General features: G+C 67.4%; 14 protein-coding genes. 10 read left to right on the top strand and 4 right to left on the bottom strand.

Features of this window, described 5'->3' with window-relative positions; all coding sequences use genetic code 11:
• Window positions 1–340 precede the first annotated feature (340 nt).
• Window positions 341–1,552, bottom strand: coding sequence for a tyrosine--tRNA ligase (tyrS, locus tag EDF74_RS16955; RefSeq protein WP_123731192.1), 1,212 nt, complete (start codon window positions 1,550–1,552; stop codon window positions 341–343).
• A 168-nt stretch (window positions 1,553–1,720) separates the two neighbouring features.
• Between tyrS and EDF74_RS16950 the strand changes: the two genes are divergently transcribed.
• Window positions 1,721–3,184: a M23 family metallopeptidase gene (locus tag EDF74_RS16950; RefSeq protein ID WP_123731191.1), complete on the top strand. Its 1,464-nt coding sequence runs from the start codon at window positions 1,721–1,723 to the stop codon at window positions 3,182–3,184.
• A 66-nt stretch (window positions 3,185–3,250) separates the two neighbouring features.
• Window positions 3,251–4,378, top strand: a complete 1,128-nt coding sequence (locus EDF74_RS16945; protein ID WP_123731216.1) for an anhydro-N-acetylmuramic acid kinase — start codon at window positions 3,251–3,253, stop codon at window positions 4,376–4,378.
• Between the two features lie 66 nt (window positions 4,379–4,444).
• On the opposite strand, the gene EDF74_RS16940 is transcribed toward EDF74_RS16945, so the two are convergent.
• The 3 genes from EDF74_RS16940 to EDF74_RS16930 form a co-directional block, all read right to left on the bottom strand.
• Window positions 4,445–4,672, bottom strand: coding sequence for a hypothetical protein (locus EDF74_RS16940; protein WP_123731190.1), 228 nt, complete (start codon window positions 4,670–4,672; stop codon window positions 4,445–4,447).
• Window positions 4,673–4,756: 84 nt separating this feature from the next.
• Window positions 4,757–6,127 carry an AmpG family muropeptide MFS transporter gene (locus tag EDF74_RS16935; RefSeq protein ID WP_123731189.1) on the bottom strand — a complete coding sequence of 457 codons (1,371 nt, stop codon included), beginning with the start codon at window positions 6,125–6,127 and terminating at the stop codon, window positions 4,757–4,759.
• Window positions 6,124–6,924 carry an exodeoxyribonuclease III gene (locus tag EDF74_RS16930; protein ID WP_019183958.1) on the bottom strand — a complete coding sequence of 267 codons (801 nt, stop codon included), beginning with the start codon at window positions 6,922–6,924 and terminating at the stop codon, window positions 6,124–6,126. Before EDF74_RS16930 ends, EDF74_RS16935 begins: the two co-directional genes overlap by 4 nt.
• A 206-nt stretch (window positions 6,925–7,130) precedes the next feature.
• Here EDF74_RS16930 and pyrE point away from each other — a divergent pair, with 206 nt between their 5' ends.
• From pyrE to EDF74_RS16890, 8 genes are all read left to right on the top strand, one after another.
• A complete protein-coding gene (pyrE, locus tag EDF74_RS16925) occupies window positions 7,131–7,790 on the top strand; it encodes an orotate phosphoribosyltransferase (protein WP_046272987.1) in 660 nt (219 codons plus the stop codon).
• 18 nt (window positions 7,791–7,808) lie between these two features.
• Entirely contained in the window at window positions 7,809–8,471 is a 663-nt protein-coding gene (locus tag EDF74_RS16920; RefSeq protein WP_123731188.1) for a hypothetical protein, read from the top strand.
• A 586-nt stretch (window positions 8,472–9,057) separates the two neighbouring features.
• Window positions 9,058–9,150, top strand: a complete 93-nt coding sequence (locus EDF74_RS16915) for a potassium-transporting ATPase subunit F (protein WP_019183961.1) — start codon at window positions 9,058–9,060, stop codon at window positions 9,148–9,150.
• 12 nt (window positions 9,151–9,162) lie between these two features.
• Complete coding sequence (gene kdpA, locus EDF74_RS16910) at window positions 9,163–10,881, top strand: potassium-transporting ATPase subunit KdpA (protein ID WP_123731187.1); 1,719 nt, start codon at window positions 9,163–9,165, stop codon at window positions 10,879–10,881.
• Between the two features lie 11 nt (window positions 10,882–10,892).
• Window positions 10,893–12,944: a potassium-transporting ATPase subunit KdpB gene (gene kdpB / locus EDF74_RS16905; protein WP_123731186.1), complete on the top strand. Its 2,052-nt coding sequence runs from the start codon at window positions 10,893–10,895 to the stop codon at window positions 12,942–12,944.
• On the top strand, window positions 12,941–13,603 hold the full coding sequence (gene kdpC, locus EDF74_RS16900; protein WP_123731185.1) for a potassium-transporting ATPase subunit KdpC: 663 nt from the start codon (window positions 12,941–12,943) through the stop codon (window positions 13,601–13,603). The genes kdpB and kdpC overlap by 4 nt, the downstream gene beginning before the upstream one ends.
• Window positions 13,604–13,640: 37 nt before the next feature.
• A complete protein-coding gene (locus EDF74_RS16895) occupies window positions 13,641–16,301 on the top strand; it encodes a sensor histidine kinase (protein ID WP_123731184.1) in 2,661 nt (886 codons plus the stop codon).
• The gene (locus tag EDF74_RS16890) at window positions 16,282–17,001 is read left to right on the top strand and encodes a response regulator transcription factor (protein ID WP_123731183.1); all 720 of its coding nucleotides are present in this window, start codon (window positions 16,282–16,284) and stop codon (window positions 16,999–17,001) included. Before EDF74_RS16895 ends, EDF74_RS16890 begins: the two co-directional genes overlap by 20 nt.
• The last annotated feature ends 7 nt before the right edge of the window (window positions 17,002–17,008 follow it).

Raw genomic sequence — 17,008 nt, 5'->3', positions numbered from 1 at the left:
ATTATAGACCGGCTTATCTGCTTCGTCAACACCTTTTTTCAAGGCCGTTTCACCGAAGTGAACCGTTGTTGCCGATGCCGCTTCGTCGTTCGCCTCAGAGGCTTTCGTCGTTGCGAGCCGCCTATTATGTCAGGCTTTTCGTTTCCGTCAACACCTTCTTTCGAAGAAGTTGAAGTCCTGTTCCTTCGCGGTTGCCGCCTTGCGGTGGCCCCTGCGTCGGGGGAGGGAAAGTATGTCCCTATCCGGGTCGTTTGTGAAGGGGGTAGACGACATTTTTTCACGTCGTCCCGCCCACATTCATGCTGGAAGGGGTCCGGATCGCCCGAACCCCTTGTGCCACTTAGGCTGCGACCAGCAACACGCGTGCGAAGGTGCGCTTGCCGACCTGCAGCAGGCCTTCAAAACCGGGCACGAACACCTGCTGGGCATCCTCCACCACCTGGCCATCCACCTTCACCGCACGCTCCTTGAGCTTGCGGGAGGCTTCGGAGTTGCTCGGGGTGAGACCGGCAGCCGTCAGCAGGGCACCAATACGCAGGCCCTCGGCCGGAATGGTCACTTCCTGCAGCGGCAGCAGGGTCACATCGCCCTGCCCGGTCACCGCGGCATTCCAGCCGGCGATGGCCTGTTCGGCCGCCGCCGCATCATGGAAGCGGGTGGTCAGCTCACGGGCCAGGCGCAGCTTCACCTCGCGCGGGTTCAACCCGCCCGCCTCGACCTGCTCACGCAGGGCCTTGGCCTCGGCCTGGCTGATATCAAAGGAGAGCAGCTCGATCCAGCGCCACATCAGGTCGTCGCCGATCTTCATCGTCTTGGTGACGATGTCGATGGCCGGTTCGCTGATACCAATATAGTTGTTGAGCGACTTGGACATCTTGGCCACACCGTCCAGGCCTTCCAGCAGCGGCATGGTCAGCACGATCTGCGGCTTCTGCCCATAGTGCTCCTGCAGGCCACGGCCCATCAGCAGGTTGAACTTCTGGTCGGTACCGCCCAGTTCGACGTCCGCTTCCAGCGCGACTGAGTCATAGCCCTGCACCAGCGGATACAGGAACTCATGCAGGGCAATGGACTGCTGGGCGGCATAGCGCTTGGCGAAATCGTCGCGCTCGAGCATGCGCGCCACGGTGTGCTGGCCGGCCAGGCGGATCATGTCGGCGGCGGCCATCTTGCCGAACCACTCCGAATTGAAGCGCACTTCGGTCTTCTCGCGGTCCAGCACCTTGAAGACCTGGTCCTCATAGGTACGCGCATTGGCCAGCACGTCTTCCTTGGTGAGCGGCTTGCGGGTGACGTTCTTGCCCGAGGGATCGCCGATCATCCCGGTGAAGTCACCGATCAGGAAGATCACCTGATGGCCGAGGTCCTGGAACTGGCGCAGCTTGTTCAGCAGCACGGTGTGGCCCAGGTGCAGGTCCGGCGCGGTGGGGTCGAAGCCGGCCTTGACCCGCAGCGGACGGCCGCTTTCCAGACGCTGGCGCAGTTCGTCGGATTTGAGGATCTCATCGGCGCCTCGCCCGATCAGGGCGATGGCTTCTTCAATCGAGGACACGTGACAACTCCCGGCAATGCCTTATTTATATGAATGACGTTAAGTACAAGTTAACCGCAGGTGCTTCACAAAAGCCAATAGGCACAAGGGTTTGACGCGGTATTTATACCTGTCTATGTTACCGACGTTTGGGCCCGCGCTCCCGGGCCAGCCAGGAACAGACCGACGATGCTCAATTCCGATCAAGGCCGCGCGCGCAAGCAGCGCTTCAAGGAACGTCTCCACGTCCTCCACGACACCGCCCTCCATCGGAAGCTCAAACAGCATCTTCCTGCGGCCTTCAACCAGCGCTGGACCCGCCGCCACTGGATGCACGCCAGCCTGTTCGCCACCATCGGCGCCCTGGTGGCCACGATCGTCCCCGGCTTCTCGCACACCATCGACTCGCCCTACTCGGTCAGCCATTCGACCCTGGCGCTGCCGTTGCCGCCGCTGTCGCTGGAACGCCAGCAGCAGACCCCGGGCGACAGCTGGCAGGTGCTCCGCGTGCAGCGCGGCCAGACCCTGAGCAATCTGTTCGACCAGGCCGGCATCCCGGCCACGGTGATGCACCAGGTGCTGGAGCACCCCGGTGTGCGCGAATCGCTGACCAGGCTGCGCCCGGGTGCGGAGATCGCCTTCGACCTGCCACTGTCCGGCGAGCTGCGCACGATCCGCTTCGACCGCGATGCCGACAACCGCGTGGAGCTGTCCCTGGCCGGCGACAAGATCACTGAAACGGTGAGCAAGCGCGAGAGCTCGACCCGCCGCGTGGTCGCCAGTGGCGAGATCACCAGCTCGCTGTATGCCGCCGCGCGCAAGGCCGGGTTGTCGCCCTCGGCGATCGCGACGATGACCGACGAGATCTTCAAGTACGACATCGACTTCTCCAAGGACCTGCAGCCGGGCGACCGCTTCAGCGTGGTGCTGGATGAAACCTGGCGCGAAGGCGAGAAGGTGGACACCAGCAAGATCCTCGCGGCGACCTTCAGCTCGGGCGGCAAGACCTACAGCGGCTTCCGCTTCGACCGCAACGGCAAATCCGAGTACTTCGATGCCAGCGGCCGCCCGCTGAAGAAGAGCTTCATCCGCATGCCGATCCAGTTCGCGCGCTTGAGCTCGAGCTTCGGCGCACGCAAGCACCCGGTGCTGGGCAAGATGCGCATGCACAAGGGCGTGGACTACGCCGCGCGCACCGGCACTCCGATCATGGCCGCCGGCGATGCCCGCGTGCAGTTCGCCGGGACCCAGCGCGGTTACGGCAACGTGGTGATCCTGGATCATGGCCGCGGCCACACCACCCTGTACGGGCATATGTCGCGCTTCGGCAAGATCAAGACCGGCCAGCGCGTGGCGCAGGGCACGGTGATCGGCTACGTCGGCTCGACCGGCCTGGCGACCGGCCCGCACCTGCACTACGAATTCCGCGTCAACGGCGTGCACCGCAATCCGCTGTCGGTGACGATGCCGCCGCCGGAGCCGCTGCAGGGCGCCGAGCTGGCTGCCTTCCGGGCGCAGACCGCCCCGGCGCTGGCCCGCATCCAGGGCATGGAGAAGCTGATCTACGCCGATGCCAGCCCGGCACCGGATGCCAAGGCCGCCGATACGGCCACGGCGAAGGCCGGCAAGCCGGTCAAATCCAACCGCGGCTGATCGCTGCGATTGACGGCGGCAACGGGTTGCGCGGAAGCTGCACGCAACCCGTTGGACCGCCTGGCCATGACCTCTGCTGTTGATCCCACCACCCCGCTCTACCTGGGCCTGATGTCCGGCACCAGCGCCGACGGCATCGATGCCGCGCTGGTGCAGTTCCCCGCCGAGGGGGGCTGCCGCTTCGTCCATGGCCTGACCCACGACTGGGATCCGGCGATCCGCGCCGAGCTGATCGCACTGGGAGAAGGCGGCACCATCACCTCGCTTGATGCACTGGGCCACCTTGATGCCCAGGTCGGGATCACGTTCGCCGCGGCCGCCAACCGCCTGCTGGACAGCGCGCGCATCGACCGTACCCAGGTGCAGGCAATCGGCTCGCATGGCCAGACCGTGCGCCACCGGCCGCTGGCCGCTCCCGCCTTCACGATGCAGATCGGCGACGCCAACCGCATCGCCGAGCTGACCGGCATCACCACCGTGGCCGATTTCCGTCGGCGCGATGTCGCCGCCGGCGGCCATGGCGCGCCGCTGATGCCGGCGTTCCACCTGGCGATGCTGGGCGACAGCGATGAAGACCGTGCCGTGCTCAACCTCGGCGGCATCGGCAATCTCACCCTGATCCCGCGCGAGGGCACACCGCGCGGTTTCGATACCGGCCCGGCCAATGCGCTGATGGATGCTTGGTGCCAGCGCCATCGCGGCGAACCGTTCGATGCCGACGGCGCGTTCGCGGCCAGTGGCCAGGTGGATGCCGCGCTGCTGGCGCGCTGGCTGGCCGATCCGTGGTTCGCGCTGCCGCCGCCCAAGAGCACCGGGCGCGAGCAGTTCCACCTGGACTGGGCGCAGACGCAGCTGGGTGAGGGGCAAGTGTCGGGCGCGGATGTGCAGGCGACGCTGCTGGAACTGACCGCCGCCACCGTGGCCGATGCGCTGCTGGCGCACCTGCCGGGCGCGAAACGGGTGCTGGTGTGCGGCGGTGGCGTGCGCAATCCGCAGCTGCTGCGGCGCCTGAGTGCGCGGCTGCCGGGCGTGGTGATCGAGTCCAGCGCGGTGCACGGGCTGGATCCGGATTATCTGGAGGCGATGGGCTTCGCGTGGCTGGCGCAGCGCACGCTGGCCGGGTTGCCGGGCAATCTGCCGAGCGTGAGTGGGGCGAGGGGACCGCGGATTCTCGGGGCGATCCACCTGGGCTGAGGGGCCACCGCAGGGGTCGCTGCATGCGGCTGTGATCGCCGATGCGCCGTTCGCGGCGTGCCGCCGTTACAGCCCCTGCGCGTCCGGCAACGCCTGCAGGGCGGCGATCGCATCTGCCAGCGCATCGACTTCGGGATCGTGGAAGCCACTGCGGACCTCCAGTTCGCTGGCGAACAGGCCTTGCTCCAGCAGCGCCACGCAGGTGTCCTCAGGGGTCCAGCCGCGCGCAACCGCAATGCGGCGGATACGTTCCAGCAACAGCGGGTCCACCTCCCGCAGCAGTAGATCAGCCATCGTTGTCCCCGTTGGCGCGCCGCCATCCCCGCGGCACAACTTGATGGATCATGGCGCAGTGGGGGGGCCGCCAGCAACGGAGCCTCAAATCGCCGGGGTGCGTCGGCGTTGCTGCCGGATCAACAACGCACACAGAATCACTACCGGGATGCCGATCAACGCGGTGCCGGTGAAGAACAGCGCATAGCCTTCCAGTAGGGTGCGGCCCTGAGCCAGCGACTGCACCGCCCAGCCGGAGAGTCCTTTCAATGCCTTGCCCGGCATTGCGTAAAACGAACTCAACAAGGCGTACTGGGTGGCGGTGTAGCCGATGCTGGTCAGGCTGGACATGTAGGCAATCAACGCCGTGCCGGCGAAGCCGCCGGAGATGTTGTCGATGGCCATGGCGATGGCGAAGCTGGTCGGGTCCGGGCCGACATAGGCCAGCCACGCAAAAGCGAGGTTGGAGGCCGGGCCCAGCACTGCGCCGACGAGCAAGGTGGCGAGTACGCCCCAACGCACCGATACCAATCCGGCAGCGGCAATACCGATGAAGGTGGCGACCAGCCCGACCGAGCCGCGCACCGCGCCCACAGTCTCCTCGGCCAGCCCCAAGTCCACATAGAACGGGTTAGCCATCGGGCCCATGATGAAGTCGGCCATGCGGTAGATGCTGATGGCCAGCAGGATCAGGATCGCGCCACTGCGGTGTTCGCGCAGGAAGGCCACGAACGGTCCAACCAGTGCGTCAAACAGGCCGCGTGGCGTCCACAACGCAGCTGCTTGGGTCTGCACCGCCAGCTGCGCACGCGCTGGCTCTTTTGCCATCACCACGGCTACGACACCCAATGCCATCAGCCCGGCCATGATTTCATACGAAACCTGCCAGCCAACGCGGGCCGCGATCAGCAGGATCAGCGCATCGGTAACCAGCAGCGCGGTGCGATAGCCCAGCGCAGCCGAGGAAGTCAGCAGCCCGAGTTGTTCACTGTTCTCGGCAATCTCGATGCGCCAGGCATCAATGACGATGTCCTGCGTTGCGGACGCAAACGCCACCACGGTGGCCATGACCCCGAACACCACCAGGTGCTCCCAGGCGATGCCCAGGAAGACGAAATGACCGCCCTTGGGCTGGACCAGCGCCATGCCCACCAGCGCCACGGCCACCACCAGCTGGGACAACAGCATCCAGCCACGGCGGCGGCCGAAGCGCCCCAGCAGCGGCGCGTTGACCTTGTCCACCAGTGGGGCCCACAGGAACTTCATCGAGTAGGCCAGGCCCACCCACGACAGGAAGCCGATGGTGGTCAGCTCGATGCCTTCCTTGCGCATCCAGAAGCCGAGCGTGTTGCCGACCAGGTAGATCGGCAGGCCGGAACTGAAGCCCAGCAGCAGCATAGCCAGCACCTTGCGCTGGCGCAGGTTGGCCAGCACCCGTTGCCAGGGACGGCGCGGCTTGGCGACCGCATCACTCATGGGGCGTAGTCCACCGTGAACGGCGCATGGTCGGAGAAGCGCTCATCGCGGTAGACCGAGCAGCTGCGCAGGCGATCGCGCAGGCCCGGGCTGACGAACTGGTAATCGATGCGCCAGCCGACGTTGTTGGCGCGCGCCTGGCCGCGGTTGCTCCACCAGGTGTAGTCCTCACCCTGCGGGTGCAGCAGGCGGTAGGCATCCGTCCAGCCTTGGCCGGCGGCGATATCCAGCGCCTGGTCGGCGTCCACGCACTGGCCGTTGAGCCAGTCGCGCTCGGGCGGCAGGCAGCCGGAGTTCTTCTGGTTGGATTTCCAGTTCTTGATGTCCAGCGCGGACCGCACGATGTTCCAGTCGCCGCACAGCACGTAGTCGCGGCCACTGGCCAACCAGCCGGCCAGGATCGGGCGCAGCCATTCCATCACTTCGTACTTGAAGCCCTGGCGCAGATCACCCGAGCTGCCCGACGGGATATAGAACGAGACCACGCTGAGGTTGCCGTAGCGGGCCTCGATGTAGCGACCTTCATCGTCGAACGGGGCCCAGCCCAGCGAGGTGATCACCTGGTCCGGCTCGCGCTTGCTGTAGATCGCCACGCCGCTGTAGCCCTTCTTGGTGATGGCATCGCGGTAGAAGCAATGGTGCCCGTCCGGGCGGAACATCGGGTCGGTCAGCTGGTCTTCCTGGGCCTTGGTTTCCTGGATGCACAGGACGTCGGCGTCCTGGGCGCGGAACCACTCGAGGAAGCCCTTGGTGGCGGCGGAACGGATGCCATTGGCGTTGAAACTGATGATGCGCATGCTGACCCGGGTCTGGAACGATACCCGCAAGAGCATACCGTTTCGGCCCTTGCAGGGGCTGGCTGGAAACGGACGCGATTACCGCGCGCCGGGGCCTTGCGGGTCGTCTCGCCGCGCCCTGCGACACCGGGCCACAGGGGTCGGCGAGCGGAAAAGTGCGGGCATGCATTAGGATTTGCGCTCCAAATGAATTGAATTGAGTCTTGATGAGCGACCATCGCCACCGTTTCCTGCAACTGGCCCTGACCGCCGATGCCCTGCGTTTCGGCCAGTTCACCCTGAAGTCCGGCCGTCTGAGCCCCTATTTCTTCAATGCCGGCCGGTTCGATTCCGGCGCGCGCATGTCCCAGCTGGCGGCCTGCTACGCGGATGCCGTGGAAGCGACCGGGCTGAAGTTCGACGTCGTGTTCGGCCCGGCCTACAAGGGCATTCCGCTGGCCACCGCGACCGCCTGTGAATTCGCCCAGCGCGGCCGCGACCTGCCGCTGTCGTTCAACCGCAAGGAAGCCAAGGACCACGGCGAAGGCGGCAACCTGATCGGCGCTGACATGAATGGCAAGCGCGTGCTGATCGTGGACGACGTGATCACCGCCGGCACCGCGATCCGCGAGGCGTTGGCAATCATCAAGGGCGCCGGTGGCACCCCGGCCGGCATCGTGGTGGCGCTGGACCGCCAGGAGATCGCCTCGGAAACCGACCGCCGTTCGGCCGCCCAGGCCGTGGCCGAAGAAGCCGGGATTCCGGTGGTCGCCGTGGCCACGCTGGCCGACCTGCTTGATTTTGCCTCCGGAAATCCGGAACTTGTCGGCTACCGGCAGCCGCTGGAGGACTATCGTTCCCGCTACGGCAGCCGTCCTACGCGTTGAGAGCAGGGGGCTTTCACCATGTCCAGGTTTGCCACGTTCACCGTTGTCGGCCTGTTGCTGGCCGTGCCGCTGTTGCCTGCCCAGGCGCAGAAGCGCGCGGCCGATGCGACGCCCAAGAAGTTGTACTGCTGGAACAAGGGCAGCGAGCGCATCTGCAGTGATGCCCTGCCCCAGGAGGCGGTGAACAGCGCGCGCGAGGAGTTCAACCTGCGCAGCGGCATGCGCAGCGGCGAAGTACAGCGCACGTTGACCGAGGAAGAGCGCGCGGATGCCGCGGCGCAGGCCACGCAGCAGCGCCTGGACGTGGCCGCCGAGCAGACCCGCCAACGCACCGAACAGGCAATGCTGGCCACGTATGAAAGCGAGGACGAGCTGCGCCGGGTGTTTACCGAGCGCAGCGGCATCCTGGACAACAACATCCATACCGCCAGTTACAACGTGGCCAGCGTGCGTGATGCGCTGGTCACCCTGCTGGCCACTGCGGGCAACCGCGAGCTGGATGGGCAGCCGGTACCGGACAAGCAGGCCGCGCGCATCCGTGAGCGGCATGCCGAGCTGGTGGCACAACGGCGCATGCAGGCGTCGTTCGAGCAGCAGCGCCAGGCGCTGGATGTGGAGATCGAGAGCACGCTGCAGCGTTATCGGTTGCTGAAGGGTGTGGGGAGCGATCCGCGCGGGTAAGGGTGGATGTGCGATAGCGTTGAAACGAAGGCGGCCTTTTGGGCCGCTTTTTTTGTGTTGTCCTCGCGGCAAGTGTGAAGCGCTCTGGACGTTCTCAAGCGCGGCGGTCGATGGGTCGGGCGCTGGGGCGCTATGCCCTTGTCGGCGAATGTCCCCCGGTGCCGGCCTGCGGCCGTCCCCTCCTCCTTGATTTCGCCCACAAGGGCATAGCACCCCGCGTTTACAGACCACTGGCGCCCAACAGCGAAGTCCGCTTTACCACGCGCTGAGCTCCGTAGCGGCCGGCAGGTCCCTGGGCAAAATCAAGGAGGAGGCTGTCGCCGTCAGGCGGCGGCCGGGGGACATTTGCCGAGGGGCCTGCCGGTCGCTGCGGGGCGTAACGTTCGCACCAAAGACGCACCTTTTTATGCATTTTTTACGGGAGTCGCGGGTTTCGGGCGTGGAGCGTTTATGCCGGGCAGGCAGACCATGAGCGCCTGACGTGGAGTGGTTCCACCTGGACGTCCCATGCGCCTGTATCTGCCAGTCTCCCCCGCCGGTGCCCCGTGCACCGCGCGCTCCCTTTCCTGCGTTTGAGGCCACAACCATGTCTGCCTGGCTTTCCCTGCTGTGCGGCGTGCTCGTGCTCGTTGCCGCCGCCTATCTGCTGTACGTCGTGCTTCGGCCCGAAACCTTTTGACCGGAGCCGACCATGACCGAGATCCTGTTGATCCTGCTGGCCAGCATCGTGCTGGCCTTTCCACTGGGGCTGTACCTGGCCCGGGTGATGCGCGGTGGCCCGATGCGCGGCGACGCGCTGTTCGGGTGGATTGAAAAACCGCTGTACCGGCTGCTCGGGGTCAACCCGGCGCGCGGTATGTCCTGGCGTGGCTACGTGGGCGCCTTCCTGCTCAGCAACGTGGTGATCGCGGTGCTGGTGCAGGCGGTCTTCATGACCCAGGCCTGGCTGCCGTTCAATCCCGACCAGATCCCCAACCTGCGCTGGGACACCGCGCTGCACACGATGGTGTCGTTCCTGACCAACACCAACCAGCAGCACTATTCCGGCCAGGCACAGCTGTCCTATTTCTCGCAGATGACCGCGATCACCGGCCTGCAGGTGGTGACGCCGATGATGGGCCTGGCGCTGGTGGTGGCCACCCTGCGTGCGCTGTTCAGTGCGCGCCCTGAGGATGTGCCGGCCGACCAGGCCGCGCTGCTCAGTGGGGACCGCCGTGTCGATGTGGGCAACTACTACGCCGATGTGGTGCGCGCGTGCGTGCGCTTCATGCTGCCGCTGTGCCTGCTGTGGGCGGTGCTGCTGACCAGCCAGGGCGTGCCCGCCACGCTCGTCGGGGGTCCGCAGGCGACGCCGATCGATGCCGCGGCCGGCATGGAGACGCAGAAGATTCCGCTCGGCCCGGTCGCGGCGATGGTCGCGGCCAAGCAGCTGGGCACCAACGGCGGTGGCTGGTACGGCCCCAACAGCGCGATGCCGCTGGAAAACCCGACCCCGCTGTCCAACGCGCTGGAACTGATCGGCATCCTGCTGATCCCGATCGCGGTGATCTTCATGCTCGGCGCGTTCACCGGGCGCAAACGCCTGGCCGGGCTGGTGTTCGGCTGCATGCTGACGATGTCCAGCGTGTCGATCGCCGCCACCGTGTGGCTGGAGGGTCACTCGGCCACGGCGGCCAGCCCGCTGCTGATGGAGGGCAAGGAAGTGCGCTTCGGTGCCGATGGCACGGGGTTGTGGGCTGCGATCACCACCCAGGTATCGAACGGTTCGGTCAACGGCATGCATGACTCGCTCAGCCCGCTGGCCGGTGCCGTGCCGATGGTCAACATGCTGGTCAACGCGATCTGGGGCGGCATCGGCTGCGGCCTGCAGCAGTTCATCGTGTACCTGATGCTGGGCGTATTCCTGGCCGGCCTGATGACCGGCCGTACCCCGGAACTGTTCGGCCGCAAGCTGGAAACGCCGCAGGTGCGCCTGCTCGCGCTGCTGGTGCTGCTGCAGCCGATCACCATCCTGGGCTTCACCGCACTGACCTTGGCGATCCCGTCGATCACCGGCAGCTCCAACCCCGGCTTCCACGGCATCAGCCAAGTGTTCTACGAGTACACCTCGGCGTTCGCCAACAACGGCTCGGGCTTTGAGGGCCTTGGCGATGCCACCGTGTGGTGGAACCTGAGCTGCACCCTGGTGCTGCTGCTGGGCCGCTACCCGGTGCTGGTGATCCCGTTGATCGTGGCCGCGCAGCTGGCGGCCAAGCGGCGGGCGCCGGAATCGGCCGGCACGCTGCAGATCGAAACCCCGACCTTCGCGCTGACCCTGATCGCGCTGATCGTCATCCTCACCGTATTGCAGTTCATGCCGGCGCTGGTGCTTGGCCCGGTCGCCGACCACCTGTCGCTGACGCTGCACTGAGACCTCCTGCCATGAGTACGTATCCGTTGAACGTTTCTTCGCACCGCCGCCAGCGCCTGCTGGATGGCGCCGGTTGGCGCCGTGCCCTGCGCGATGCCGTGATCAAGCTTTCGCCGCGGCACCTGCTGCACAGCCCGGTGATGGCCGTGGTGATGGTCGGCACGGTAGTCAGCGCGCTGGTGACGCTGACCGGCAATGCGCCGCTGGGCTTCGGCCTGGCGGTCACCGCGATCCTGCTGCTGACCGTGCTGTTCGGCAACTTCGCCGAGGCCGTCGCCGAAGCGCGTGGCCGGGGCCAGGCCGCCTCGCTGCGGCGGGCCCGCCAGGACCTCAGCGCGCGCCGGCTGGCCGCAGCGCATGCCGGCGCCAGTGAAACCCAGGTCCCGGCGGCCGAACTGCGCCCGGGCGACCATGTCATCGTCAGTGCTGGCGAGTTGATCCCGGCCGATGGCGAGATCGTGCAGGGCCTGGCCACGATCAACGAAGCGGCGGTGACCGGTGAATCGGCCCCCGTGCTGCGCGAAGCAGGCACCGACCGCAGTGGCGTGATCGGTGGCACCAAAGTGCTTTCCGACCAGATCATCGTGCGCATCACCGCCGAGCCGGGGCACAGCTTCCTGGACCGGATGATCGCGCTGGTGGAAGGCGCGAACCGCCAGAAGACGCCGAACGAGGTTGCCCTGACCCTGCTGCTGGCGGCGATGACGCTGACCTTCCTGGTGGTGGTGGCGACGCTGCCGGCGATCGGGGCGTTCGTTGGCGTGCAGGTCGATCCGCTGCTGCTGGTCGCGCTGCTGGTGTGCCTGATCCCGACCACCATCGGCGGCCTGCTGCCGGCCATCGGCATCGCCGGCATGAACCGTGCGCTGGCCGCCAACGTGCTGGCCAAGTCCGGCAAGGCGGTGGAAGTGGCTGGCGATGTGGACGTGCTGCTGCTCGACAAGACCGGCACCATCACCTACGGCGACCGCCAGGCCACGCATTTCCATGCCCTGGCCGGTATCGACGCCAGCCAGCTGCGCGAGGCGGCGCTGCTGTCCTCGCTGGCCGACCCGACCCCGGAAGGCAAGTCGGTGGTGCGGCTGGCACGTGAGCAGGGCTGCACCACGGCCGAGCCGGACCGTGCGGACTATCTGGCCTTCAGCGCGCAGACCCGCATGTCCGGCGTCGATCTGGACGGCGGCCGCCGCATACGCAAGGGCGCCTCCGATGCGATCACTGCGTATGTGCGTGAGCTGGGCGGGACGGTGCCGTTGGAGCTGCCGGGACGCGTGGAACAGGTGGCGCGCAACGGTGCGACGCCGCTGGTGGTGTGCGAAGGCCGCCATGTGCTGGGCGTGATCGAGCTCTCGGACGTGGTCAAGCACGGCATGCGCGAGAAGTTCGCGCAGCTGCGCGCGATGGGCATCCGCACGGTGATGATCACCGGCGACAACCCGCTGACCGCTGCGGCGATCGCGGCCGAGGCCGGCGTGGACGATTACATCGCCGAGGCCCGCCCCGAAGACAAGCTGGCCCGCATCCGTGCCGAGCAGGCCGGTGGGCGGCTGGTGGCGATGGTCGGCGACGGCACCAACGATGCACCGGCACTGGCCCAGGCCGACATCGGGCTGGCCATGAACTCCGGTACGCAGGCGGCCAAGGAGGCCGGCAACATGGTCGATCTGGATTCGGATCCGGCCAAGCTGCTGGCGGTGGTGGAAGTGGGCAAGCAGCAGCTGATCACGCGTGGTGCACTGACCACCTTCTCGCTGGCCAACGATGTCTCCAAGTATTTCGCGATCCTGCCGGCACTGTTCGCCTCGACCCTGCCGGCGATGGCGGCGTTGAACGTGATGCACCTGTCCAGCCCGCGCAATGCCGTGCTGGCGGCACTGATCTTCAACGCCCTGGTGATCCCGGCGCTGATCCCGCTGGCGTTGCGCGGGGTGCGCTTCCGCCCGGCCACAGCCACGGCGCTGCTGCGCCGGAACATGCTCGTGTACGGGCTCGGCGGTGTGCTGCTGCCGTTCGCGGCCATCAAAGTGATCGACCTCTTCCTTGTCTCGGTATTCGGCGCATGAACCGCTCGCTTGCTACTTCCGTTTCCCGCGCGGCGCGCAGCCGCGCTGCCACTTCCACCCAGCTGCAGCAGGACAGCGCCTGGCGCCCCGCTCTCGTGCTCGGCGTGAGCAGCCTGCTGCTGCTCGGCCTGGCCTACGCGGTGGCCACCACCAGCGTAAGCCGGCTGCTGTTTCCGGCGCAGGCCGATGGCAGCCTGCTGATCCGCGATGGGCAGGTGCGCGGCTCGCGGTTGATCGCCCAGCCGTTCGTCGGCGATGGCTACTTCCAGGCGCGGCCGTCGGCGGCCAACTACGATCCGATGGCCGCCGCCGGCAGCAACATGGCGCGCAGCAACCCGGCGCTGCAGGAACGGGTGCACGCGGCCATCACTGCGGTGGCCGCACGCGAAGGCGTGCCTGCCGCCCAGGTTCCCGGCGATCTGGTGACCCAGTCCGGCGCCGGCATGGACCCGGAGATCTCCCCGGCCGCCGCGCAGGTGCAGATCGCCCGGGTGGCACGCAGCCGTGGCCTGCCGGTGGAGCGCGTCGCCGCGTTGGTGCAGGCCAATACCCGGGGCCCGCAATGGGGTGTGTTCGGCCAGCCGCGGGTGAACGTGATGACGTTGAACGTTGCTCTCGACGCGCAGCAGGGCACGGCCCGGCGCTACGGTATGCCTTGATGCGCTGCGTATCGTACTGGGCGCACAATCCCAGCCCATGAGCGACTCCCGTACGCGCCAGGCCGATGCCCTGGTCGACAGCCTGCAGCGCGAAGCCGGCGGCAAACTCACCGTGTTCCTGGGTGCGGCCCCCGGCGTGGGCAAGACCTTCAGCATGCTCACCCGCGCGCACGAGCAGCTGCGACGCGGCGTGGACGTGGTGATCGGGCTGGTGGAAACCCACGGCCGCGCCGAGACCTCGGCGCTGCTGGCGGGCCTGCCGCAGGTGCCGTTGCTGCAGCGCGAGTATCAACAGCACGCGCTGGATGAAATGGACCTGGATGCAGTGCTGGCACGTCGCCCGGCGCTGGTGCTGGTGGACGAGCTGGCGCATCGCAACGTGCCCGGGAGTCGCCACGAGCGGCGCTGGCAGGACGTGATGGAGCTGCTGGATGCGGGCATCGATGTGTGGACCACGGTCAACATCCAGCATCTGGAGAGCCTCAATGACGTGGTCATGCGCATCACCGGCGTGCGGGTCAGCGAGACCGTGCCCGATGCGGTGCTCGACCGCCTGCACGACATCGTGCTGGTGGACCTGCCCCCGCGCGAACTGATCGAACGGCTGCAGCAGGGCAAGGTCTACGTGCCGGAGCAGGCGGCGCAGGCGTTGCAGGCGTTTTTCTCGCCGGCCAACCTGACCGCGCTGCGCGAGCTGGCGATGCAGGAGGCTGCCGACCGCGTGGACAGCAGCCTGCGCGAGACCCGTGCCGCGCGCGGCGAAGGCAACCTGCCGCTGCGCCGGCGGGTGCTGGTGGCGATCGATGGCGGCGGCCAGAGCGAGTACCTGGTGCGGGTCGGCCGACGCATCGCCGAGCGGCGCGATGCGCCGTGGACGGTGGTGACGGTGCAGGCACGCGCGCACGATGAGCAGACCCGGCGCGAGATCGATGCCGCCTTTGCCCTCGCCCGCCGCCTCGGGGGTGAAGCGGAGCTGCTGCATGGCTCCAGCATCGCCGATGCACTGCTTGACCATGCCGCACACAACGGTGTCTCCACGCTGGTGCTGGGCCGCACGCGCGAGCGCCCGCTGGCGCGCATGCTCAACCGCACGCTGACCCAGCAGCTGATCCGGCGCGGCGCGCATTTCGAGATCACCATCATCGGTACCCCACAGGCACGTGCCCGGGCGCGCCGGTCCGGGCTGTCGATACCCAGCCGCAGCGCCGGCAAGGATGCGCTGCTGGCGCTCGGCGCCACGGCGATCGCCTGCCTGGTGGCGCTGATCGCCGAGCGCTGGATCGGGCTGTACGACCTCTCGATGGTGTTCATCGTGGCGGTGGTGATGGTCGCTGCGCGCAGCCGTACCAGCGCGGCGGTCATCGCGGCAGCGTTGTGCTTCCTGGCCTACAACTTCTTTTTCATCGCGCCGCGTTTCACCTTCGCGATCAGCGCGCGCCAGGGCGTGATCACGGTCTTCCTGTTCCTGGCCGCCGCCTTGGTGGCAGGGCGGCTGGCCTCGCGCCTGCGCATGCAGGTGGTGGCGTTGCGCGCGGCCAACCGGCACGCGCATGCGCGCCAGGTGCTGGGCCGGCAGCTGGCCAGTGCGCCGAACAACGAGCAGGTCGCGCAGGCAGGCCGCGAAGCGCTGGAACAGGCGATGGATGCGCCTGCCTGGCTGCGCATCGGACAGCACACCAGCGCCAGTGGCAGCGCCGCACCGGGCGACACCGATCTGGCCGCGGCCGACTGGGCGCACCGGCATGCCCAGCCCAGCGGACGCTTCACCGATACGCTGGCCGGTGCGGGTTGGTGGTTCCTCCCGCTGCTGGACGGTGATGACCGGGCGATCGGCGTGGCCGGCATGCGCTTCCCGCGCGAGGCGCCGCGGCTGACGCCGGAGCAGCGCCAGCTGGCCGAGGCAATGGTGGACGACATCGCCCAGGCCGCGCTGCGCACCCAGCTGGTGGCGGATCTGGAGAAGGCGCACGTGAGCAACGAGACCGAGCGGCTGCGCTCGGCGTTGCTGTCCTCGGTCTCGCATGACCTGCGCTCGCCGCTGGCGGCGATGATCGGCTCGGCCGACAGCCTCTCCAGCTACGCCGATGCGATGGATGCCAGCGACCGCCGCGCCCTGCTGGACACCATCCTGGTCGAAGGCGAGCGCCTGGACCGCTACATCCAGAACCTGCTGGACATGACCCGGCTCGGCCACGACGGCCTGCAGATCAACCGCGACTGGATCGGCGTGGACGAGCTGGTCGGCTCGGCCGCGCGCCGCCTGCAGCGCTATCAGCCGGATGTGCGGCTGAAGCTGGATATTCCCGCTGAACTGGCGCCGATCTGGGTGCATCCGGCGCTGGTCGAGCAGGCCGTGTTCAACGTGATGGAGAACGCGGCCAAGTTCTCCCCGCCCGGCGCGGCGGTGGAGGTACAGGCGCGGCTGGTCGAGGGTGAGCTGCGCATCGACGTGCTCGATGCCGGCCCCGGTATTCCCGACGACGAGCGGGCACGGATCTTCGACATGTTCTACAGCGTGGAGCGGGGCGACCGCGGTCGGCACGGCACCGGGCTGGGCCTGACCATCTGCCAGGGCATGATCGGCGCGCATGGCGGCAGCGTGCAGGCGCTGCCCGGCCGCGACGGACGCGGTACCCTGATCCGCATCACGCTGCCCCTGCTGCACCCCCACCCTGCCGATGACACCGATGATTCCTGAGGCTTCCCACGGCGTGCCCCCGGCGCGCGTGCTGGTGATCGACGATGAAGCGCAGATCCGGCGCTTCCTGGAGATCAGCCTGCGCGCGCAGGGCTACCGCGTGTCCCAGGCCGCGACCGGCCAGGCCGGGCTGGAAGCGCTGGTCGGCGAGGGGGCGGACCTGGTGATCCTGGATATCGGCCTGCCCGACATGGAAGGCCATGACGTGCTGGGCGAGCTGCGTCAGTGGAGCCAGGTGCCGGTGATCATGTTGACCGTGCGTGCGAGCGAGACCGAGAAGGTGCGGGCGCTGGATGCCGGTGCGAACGACTACGTGACCAAGCCGTTCGGCACGCAGGAACTGATGGCGCGTGTGCGTGCACTGCTGCGCTCGCGCACGGTCTCCAGTGAGGGCGTGCTGCCGCAGTTCGATGATGGGCACCTGCATATCGACCTGGTACGGCGCGAAGTACATCTGGACGGTACGCCGGTGGCGCTGACACGCAAGGAGTACGCGCTGTTGTCACTGTTGCTGCGCAATGCCGGGCGCGTGGTGACGCAGCCGCAGATCCTGCAGGAGATCTGGGGGCCGACGCATCAGCACGACACGCATTACCTGCGGATTCTGGTCGGCAAGCTGCGCCACAAGCTCGGCGATTCGGCGCTGGATTCGCGCTATCTGTTCACCGAGCCGGGCGTGGGCCTGCGGTTCAAGGGGTAGGTACCGA

Origin of the sequence: Stenotrophomonas rhizophila, from assembly GCF_003751305.1 — a bacterium.
Classification (GTDB): domain Bacteria; phylum Pseudomonadota; class Gammaproteobacteria; order Xanthomonadales; family Xanthomonadaceae; genus Stenotrophomonas; species Stenotrophomonas rhizophila_B.
The sequence above is the reverse complement of the archived record's forward strand: the minus strand, read 5'-3'. Positions and strand labels throughout refer to the sequence as shown.